Origin of the sequence: Mesorhizobium prunaredense (genome assembly GCF_900156895.1) — a bacterium.
Classification (GTDB): Bacteria; Pseudomonadota; Alphaproteobacteria; order Rhizobiales; family Rhizobiaceae; genus Mesorhizobium; species Mesorhizobium prunaredense.
Window position 1 is genome coordinate 404,718 of sequence record NZ_FTPD01000001.1, and the last position, 6,634, is coordinate 411,351.

Annotated in this window: 5 protein-coding genes; all 5 read right to left on the reverse strand. The window is 62.6% G+C overall.

Annotated elements, in window-relative coordinates:
- Positions 1-26 precede the first annotated feature (26 nt).
- Positions 27-884 (reverse strand): carbohydrate ABC transporter permease, encoded by an 858-nt coding sequence (locus BQ8794_RS01990; RefSeq protein WP_027153854.1) that lies wholly within the window; start codon positions 882-884, stop codon positions 27-29.
- Positions 884-1,810 (reverse strand): carbohydrate ABC transporter permease, encoded by a 927-nt coding sequence (locus tag BQ8794_RS01995; RefSeq protein WP_077372293.1) that lies wholly within the window; start codon positions 1,808-1,810, stop codon positions 884-886. The genes BQ8794_RS01990 and BQ8794_RS01995 overlap by 1 nt, the downstream gene beginning before the upstream one ends.
- A 291-nt stretch (positions 1,811-2,101) precedes the next feature.
- The gene (locus BQ8794_RS02000; protein ID WP_077372297.1) at positions 2,102-3,358 is read right to left on the reverse strand and encodes an ABC transporter substrate-binding protein; all 1,257 of its coding nucleotides are present in this window, start codon (positions 3,356-3,358) and stop codon (positions 2,102-2,104) included.
- Positions 3,359-3,532: 174 nt separating this feature from the next.
- Entirely contained in the window at positions 3,533-4,588 is a 1,056-nt protein-coding gene (locus BQ8794_RS02005) for a LacI family DNA-binding transcriptional regulator (RefSeq protein ID WP_077372300.1), read from the reverse strand.
- Between the two features lie 421 nt (positions 4,589-5,009).
- Positions 5,010-6,368 (reverse strand): phosphatase PAP2 family protein, encoded by a 1,359-nt coding sequence (locus BQ8794_RS02010; RefSeq protein ID WP_244554824.1) that lies wholly within the window; start codon positions 6,366-6,368, stop codon positions 5,010-5,012.
- Positions 6,369-6,634: the final 266 nt, after the last annotated feature.

The following is a 6,634-nucleotide window of genomic DNA, read 5'->3' on the forward strand; positions in this document are numbered from 1 at the left end:
AACTTACTCCGGTTCGGTTCGATTGGTCACTTCACGGCCCCTGCCATGAGGCCGCGGATGTAGAAGCGCTGCAGCAGCAGGAACAGCACCAGGCATGGCACCATCATCACGGTGACGCCGGCCTGCACCGCGCCCCAGTCGATGGCGCCGAAGCGGCCCGACTGCAGCGCCGTCATCATGATCGGCAGCGTGAATTTGGACTGGTCGGTCATCAGCACCAGCGCCGCCAGAAATTCGTTCCAGGCGCCGAGGAATGCGAACAGCGCGATGGTCACAATGCCCGGCCAGACCAGCGGCAGCATCACCCGCAGCAGCATGGTGACATTGTTGGCGCCGTCCATGCGGGCGGCTTCCTCGATCTCGCGCGGCACCGCGTCGAAGGCGTTGCGCATCATGAAGATCGAGAACGGCAGTTGCAGCGTGACATACACGCAAACCAGCCCGGTCAGCGTGTTGTGCAGGCCGATCTTGGTCAGCACCAGGAAGATCGGCGTCAGGATCGACTGGAACGGGATCATGATCGTCGACAGGATGAGGACGAAGAGCAGGTTCTTCAGCGGAAAGCGGAAGCGCGAGAAGCCGTAGCCGGCCAGCACGCTGACGATCACCGACAGCACCACCGTCATGACCGAGACATAGATGCTGTTTTGCGCCGGCAGCCAGAGACCGTCGCCGAAGGTGTTGAGCGTGGCGTAATTCTCGACCGAAAAACCGGTCGTCGGCCAGGGCGGCAGCGGCGGCTGGCGCGATTCCTGCGCCGGCTTGAACGCCGAAAGCACGGTCCAGACGATCGGCGCCAGGAACAGCAGCGAGGCGACGATGCCTGTCGCGTGCTCGGCGATCTGCATGCCGATGCGGCGTTTGCGGCTCCTTGCCTGCGCCATCAGTCGACGCCCTCCGGTTGGCGCAGCAGCCGCAGCTGGATCAGGCTGAGCGCGACCAGGATGACCAGCAGGACCATCGACAGGGCGGCGCCGTAGCCGAGCTTGAACGACACGAACGACTGGTTGAAAATCCAGTAGACGGCAGTCAGCGTCTGGTTGCGCGGTCCGCCGCGCAGGATGATGTAGAACTGGTCGAAGGCGAGCACCGAGCCGGCAACCGACAGGATCAGCGCCAGCGCCAGCGTGCGGCGCATCAGCGGCAGGGTGATGGCGCGAAACCGCGCCAGCGGCCCTGCCCCGTCGATCATCGCCGCCTCCTGCAGATCCGGCGGGATCGACTGCAGGCCGGTCATCAGGATGATCATGGTAAAACCCGCCACCTTCCAGACGACCATGGCGATGATCGACCAGAACGCCGGCTGGAACGTCGCCAGCAGATTGACCTTCTTCTCGGTCAGGCCGAGCTCGAAGGCGGCCGGGCTGAACAGGCCGGAATCGACATTGAGGAGCCACGACCACAGCAGGCTGGCCGAGGCAAAACCGATGACGGCCGGCATGAAGAACGACGTCCGGTAGAAGCCGGTCAGCGGCCGCGGCCTTTCGATGAACAGCGCCAGCGGAAAGGCGACGACGAAAATCGCGATCGTCACCACCACCGTGTAATAGCCGGTGAATTTAAGCGCGTTCCAGAACCTGGTATCGCGCAGGATCGCCCAGTAATTGTCGAGGCCAATGAACGAATGCGCGCCCATCAGCGGCCAGTTGTGCAGCGACATCCACGCCGTCATGCAAAGCGGGATGATGAAGAAGACGACGACCAGGGCGACGGCCGGCGCGACATAAAGCAGGCCTATCCACTGCCGGCGGCCGGCGCCGACCAGTTTGCGTCGGCGGGCTGGGGAGGAGATGGCCGCGATCGAAGTCATGGCTGTTCTTCCGTTAGCGCTACGTCCCCCTCCCCCTTGAGGGGAGGGTCCGGCCGAATGGCCGGGGGTGGGGTCGCCTCTGACGCGCGCCGACGCAAAGAGAACGTCGAGCACTGCCGCGACGACCCCCCGGACCTACGGTCCGACCTCCCCTCAAGCGGGAGGTAAGGGTGCTGCGGGGTGGGGTCGCGTCTGACGCGCGCCGACATCAAAAGAACGTCGAGCACTGCGCAACGACCCCACCCGGACCTGCGGTCCGACCTCCCCTCAAGGGGGAGGTAAGCCGGCGCCTTACTGCTGCGGCGCCGAGTCGATGATCGACTGCATGGTTTCCTGCGCATTGGCGATGGCGCCATTGACGTCCTCGCCGAAGAAGACCTCGTTGATCATCTGGTTCCAGGGGCCGTTGGCGGAGTTGATCAGGTCGTTGAACACCACCGAATAGGGCGTGCGGCCCTTGGCCATGGCCTCGGCGGCGATCTTGTAGCGCGGGTCGAGGTCTTTCAGCGCCTCATTGGCGATGTCGCCGCGCACCGGCAGGCTGCCGTATTTCGCCAGGATGGTCTGGCCCTCCAGCGAATAGGCGAAATCGAGGAACTCCTTCACCACCGCGATTTTGGTGGTGCCCTTGGTGACGACGAAATTGTCGCCGCCGGCAAAGGACGACCAGCCGCCATCCTTGCCGGGCAGGAATGTGACGCCGTAGTCGATATCGGGGTACTGCGTGTTCAGCGCGCCGATGGCGAAGGCGCCGGACGGCGAGATGCCGATATTGCCGGCGGCAAACGCGGCAAAGAAGTTGGAGCCGGTGTCGGTCTGCGCGCCGGCCGGCACCAGATCCTTCTTGACCATCGAGCGGTAGAGATCGATGGCGCCGCGCAACTGCGGGCTGTCCAGCGTCGCCTTCGAGCCGTCCTCTGTGAGGATGTCGCCACCCGAGGCCCAGATCAGCGGCGTGAAGGTGAAGATGTTGCAGCCGCCACAATTGCCGGAGAAATAGAAGCCTTTTATATCGCCGCCGAGCGCATTGACCTTTTCGGCATAGGCTTCGATCTCGGCCCAGTTGGTCGGGCCTTTTTCAGGGTCGAGGCCGGCCTGCTTGAACAGTTTTTTGTTCCAGATCAGCACCGAGCTATCGGCGGAGAACGGCAGCCCGTAGATGCGGTCCTTGTAGGTGCCGGTCTTGACGTGCGCCGGCGACAGGCTGTCGAAATAAGGCAGCGATTTCGCCCAGTCGGTGATGTCTTCCAGCTGGCCGGCGGCAGCGAAGGACGGCGTGTAGATCAGGTCGAGCGACAGCGCGTCAGGCGCTGTGCCGCCGGCAGCGGCAGCGCCATATTTCGGGATGATCTCGGCATTGGGGATGATGTCCAGCTTGATCTGGTTCTCATGCCCCTTGTTGAAGGCATCGACGATGCGCGGCATGAAGTTCGAGCCGTCGGCGCGGACCCAGATGTTGGCGGTCTCGGCGGCGGCGGCCGGCCCGATTGTTGCGAGCGTGGAAAAGATGCTCGCGGCAAAGGCGAGCCCGGTAATCGTAGTTTTCATGGTTCTCCTCCTCATGGTTTCTTTCCTGCGGCCGCGCTCCCCGCGCAGCGGCTTTTGCTTTGATGCATGTCGTTATCCCAAAACCGCTGCGCACTTTTGGGCGACATGCATTTTCTGTTTCATGCATGTCGTTGTCCCAAAACCGCTGCGCACTTTTGGGCGACATGCATTGGTTCAACCGTCCGGCGGACGGCCGCATGACTGACGCACCACCAGCCGGCACGGCAGTTTTCTTATGCCCGGCTCGGCGGGTTCGCCGCCGACGAGCGAAAGAAGCGTAAGACCGGCCTCGCGCCCGAGTGCCGCCAGGTTCATGTCGACGGAGGTCAGCGGCGGGCGGGTTGCCTCGGCGACGATCTGCCAATTGTCGAACCCGATGACGCCGACATCGTCCGGCACATCAAGCCCGCGCTCGCGCAGCGCGTCGATGACGCCGCGCGCGATCTGGTCGTTGCCGCAAAACACGGCATCGGGTTTTTCGCCGCGACTCTTCGACAGCTTACCGTCGAAGAGCTGCTTCACCGCCTCGTGACCCCATGCTTCCGACCACGATCCGAGCAATGGTTCCATGACCGGCAAGCCTTTCTCGGTCAGCACGTCACGATAGGCCTGTGCCCGCGCATGCACCACCGCGAAACTCGCCGGCCCGCTGACATGGGCGATGCGCCGCCGGCCAAGCCGGCAAAAATGCTCGACCGCCAGGCGCGCGCCGCCGGCGTCGTCAGAGACAAAAGCGATGGCGCCGGGATCGGGCTGGGTGAAGGCGTAGATCACGGGAACGCCGAGATTGGACAGGTCAACCGGCAGATGGCGATCGATGCGCTTGCCGGTGGCGATGATGCCGTCAACGCGCTTGTCGAGCATCGCATCGACATGGAGCTGCCCGAGGCGCTGGTCGTCCTCGACATTGCACAAAAACACCGAGACGCCCTTGTCGACCAGCGCATCAGAAATGCCCGACATGACCGGCAGCGAAAAGCGGCCATAGGTGTCGTTGGTCAACAGCCCGACGGTAAAGGAGCGCCGGCGCAACAGGCTCTGCGCCAGGCTGTTCGGGCGAAAGCCGAGCCGCTGCGCCGTCTCGCGAATACGCTCGCGCGTCTCGGCGGTCATCCGCCCCTGCCCGTTCAGCGCTTTCGAGGCGGTGGCGACACTGACACCGGCAAGCGCTGCCACCTCGCGGAGAGTGACCGGGGTCTTGGCGGAGACAGGCTGGGCGTCGGAGGCCATTTTGTGCAGCGGATTCCTTGGTTGGGAAAAGGTTTTCCCTTAGCGTCCCGCAGGTGCTGACTGGTGCGGTCAGCGGATGCGGGGCAATTTGGGAAAAGGTTTTCTCAGAGGAGATTAGGGGAAGGATGCGGGGATGGCAAGATTTGGTTTTGGGCGTGTCTAAGATTTTTTGCTAGGTGCCGTGATCTACGACCGCTTGCGCCATTTCCGGACTTTCGGTGTGAGCCGCTCTCAGCCTCGCGCGGCTACATCACGAGCACGGGAACGACGGAGCGGCTCGCGTTCACAATGTTTATGTCTCATTCACCGAGGGTCTCGATGCTAGCGATCTCGTCGATCTGAAGGAATTGCTCGGCCAACTGCCATGGGTGCTATTCGCAAATGGTCGAGATGGCATCAAAAGAGGGCCTCCTTCCTTCCGCTAGTCCGCCCCATCTGTTTTTGCCCGCTCGATAAATTTCCCCGCGACCGCTTTACCGAGCGCGGCGCCGGCCCGGTTGTCCATTTCATAGTGGATGCCTGCCCAGACGCGGGAATCACCCGCCTCTTTACCAACCGCGCGGATGAACTCCTCATGGCCGGGAAACAGGTACGCCAGGACCTCGCATCGGGCAGTCGAGAGCGTGGAGTGGTTCGACGGATAACTGGGATGGGCCGGCACCGCGAACAGGGGAGTGATGCTCGCGTCAAGCATGTTGGGCCGCAGATACCAATAGGCGTACTTCCCGTCGTTGCTTGCAATGAAGGCGTCGTAATAGACCGTTGCGAGCATCGCGTAAGCCCGCGCGGCACGCGGCGGGTTCGTATCCGTCTTGTCCTCGAACATCCACTTGCTGGCATAGTCATACCAGTCGGTGAACAGCCCGGATGGGCTTTGCCAGTAGAACGCTTTGTAGCTGTTAGGGAATTTTCGTTCAAACTGTCGGATTGCATCCATCTCGGCCTTTACGGCCGGGGACTGGCAGTCGGGCGGCGCCGGCGGCCTGAATTCATCGGGTGCGGCCAGCACGATCGGCTTCCAGTTTGGCATGGTTACATTGGCGGGTTTGTTCCCGACCCACATGCACGGCCCGGTCGGAACTGCGCCGCTCCACTTTGCATCGGAGCCATCGGCCTTTGCCCGCGCAATCACCTGCTCTGCGACCCTCCGCCCCAACTCCAGGCCGGCGGAAGAATCGCTTGGGAACTGGACACCGGCAAGGACACGCGACTGTGCCGCTTCTTCGGCCATTGCCTTGAACGACGATGTCTCTTCGGGAAAGAAATGAGAAAGAACGGTCGCGGCAGCTCCGGCGGCTGCGGCATGCTCGGATGGATAGGAGGGACTCCGCGGCGGCGGCAGCGCAGTCGCCAGTGTCGCATCCGCCTCGCTCGGGCGCGGCCGATTGTAGAAGTACTTCGCGTCCCAGGCAGCGATGGTGGCGTCGTACATCGCCATCGTCAAATAGGTGTAGACGCGGTGCGCATTTGGAATCTGCTGGTTCTCGAGAAGGCGATTGTTGACCAGATCGATCCATCGGTATCCAGGCGAGCCGGCGTCCCAGAAGGTGATTTTGTCGGCGGCAGCCGGATCCTTTTGCGCCAAGAGATCTCGCATCTGTGCCAATTCGGCTGCTGCGGCGGAGGCGTCAGGCGGCGGCGGGACTCGGAAGTCCTCGCCAGACGTGATTACCCACGTCTTCCACGTTCCAGCCTCTGGTTCTATCAAATCCGATTGGGCGAAAGCGCAGTTCCCTGAAAAAAGGATTACCGCACAGGCCTTGCCAAAACCGCTAAGCATGCAAGCCTCCCATAGGTTGCCCCGCCCAAAGACGGAGGGTTTTCCGTTTTCACGGCCCTTCCTTTATTTTAGCGAAGTCTAATTATACCGCGAGGTGCTGCCGGGTAAAAGGATAAAAGTTAGAGCCCGGCAGCGTTGTGAAAGAGCAGGTGCGAAGGCCATGCGCCTGTGACGGCGGAGTGGTGATGAGCGAGCGCCGATGACAGCCAATCTCCCCCCTCGTGGGGGAGATGCCCGGCAGGGCAGAGGGGGGCGCGAAAGAACCC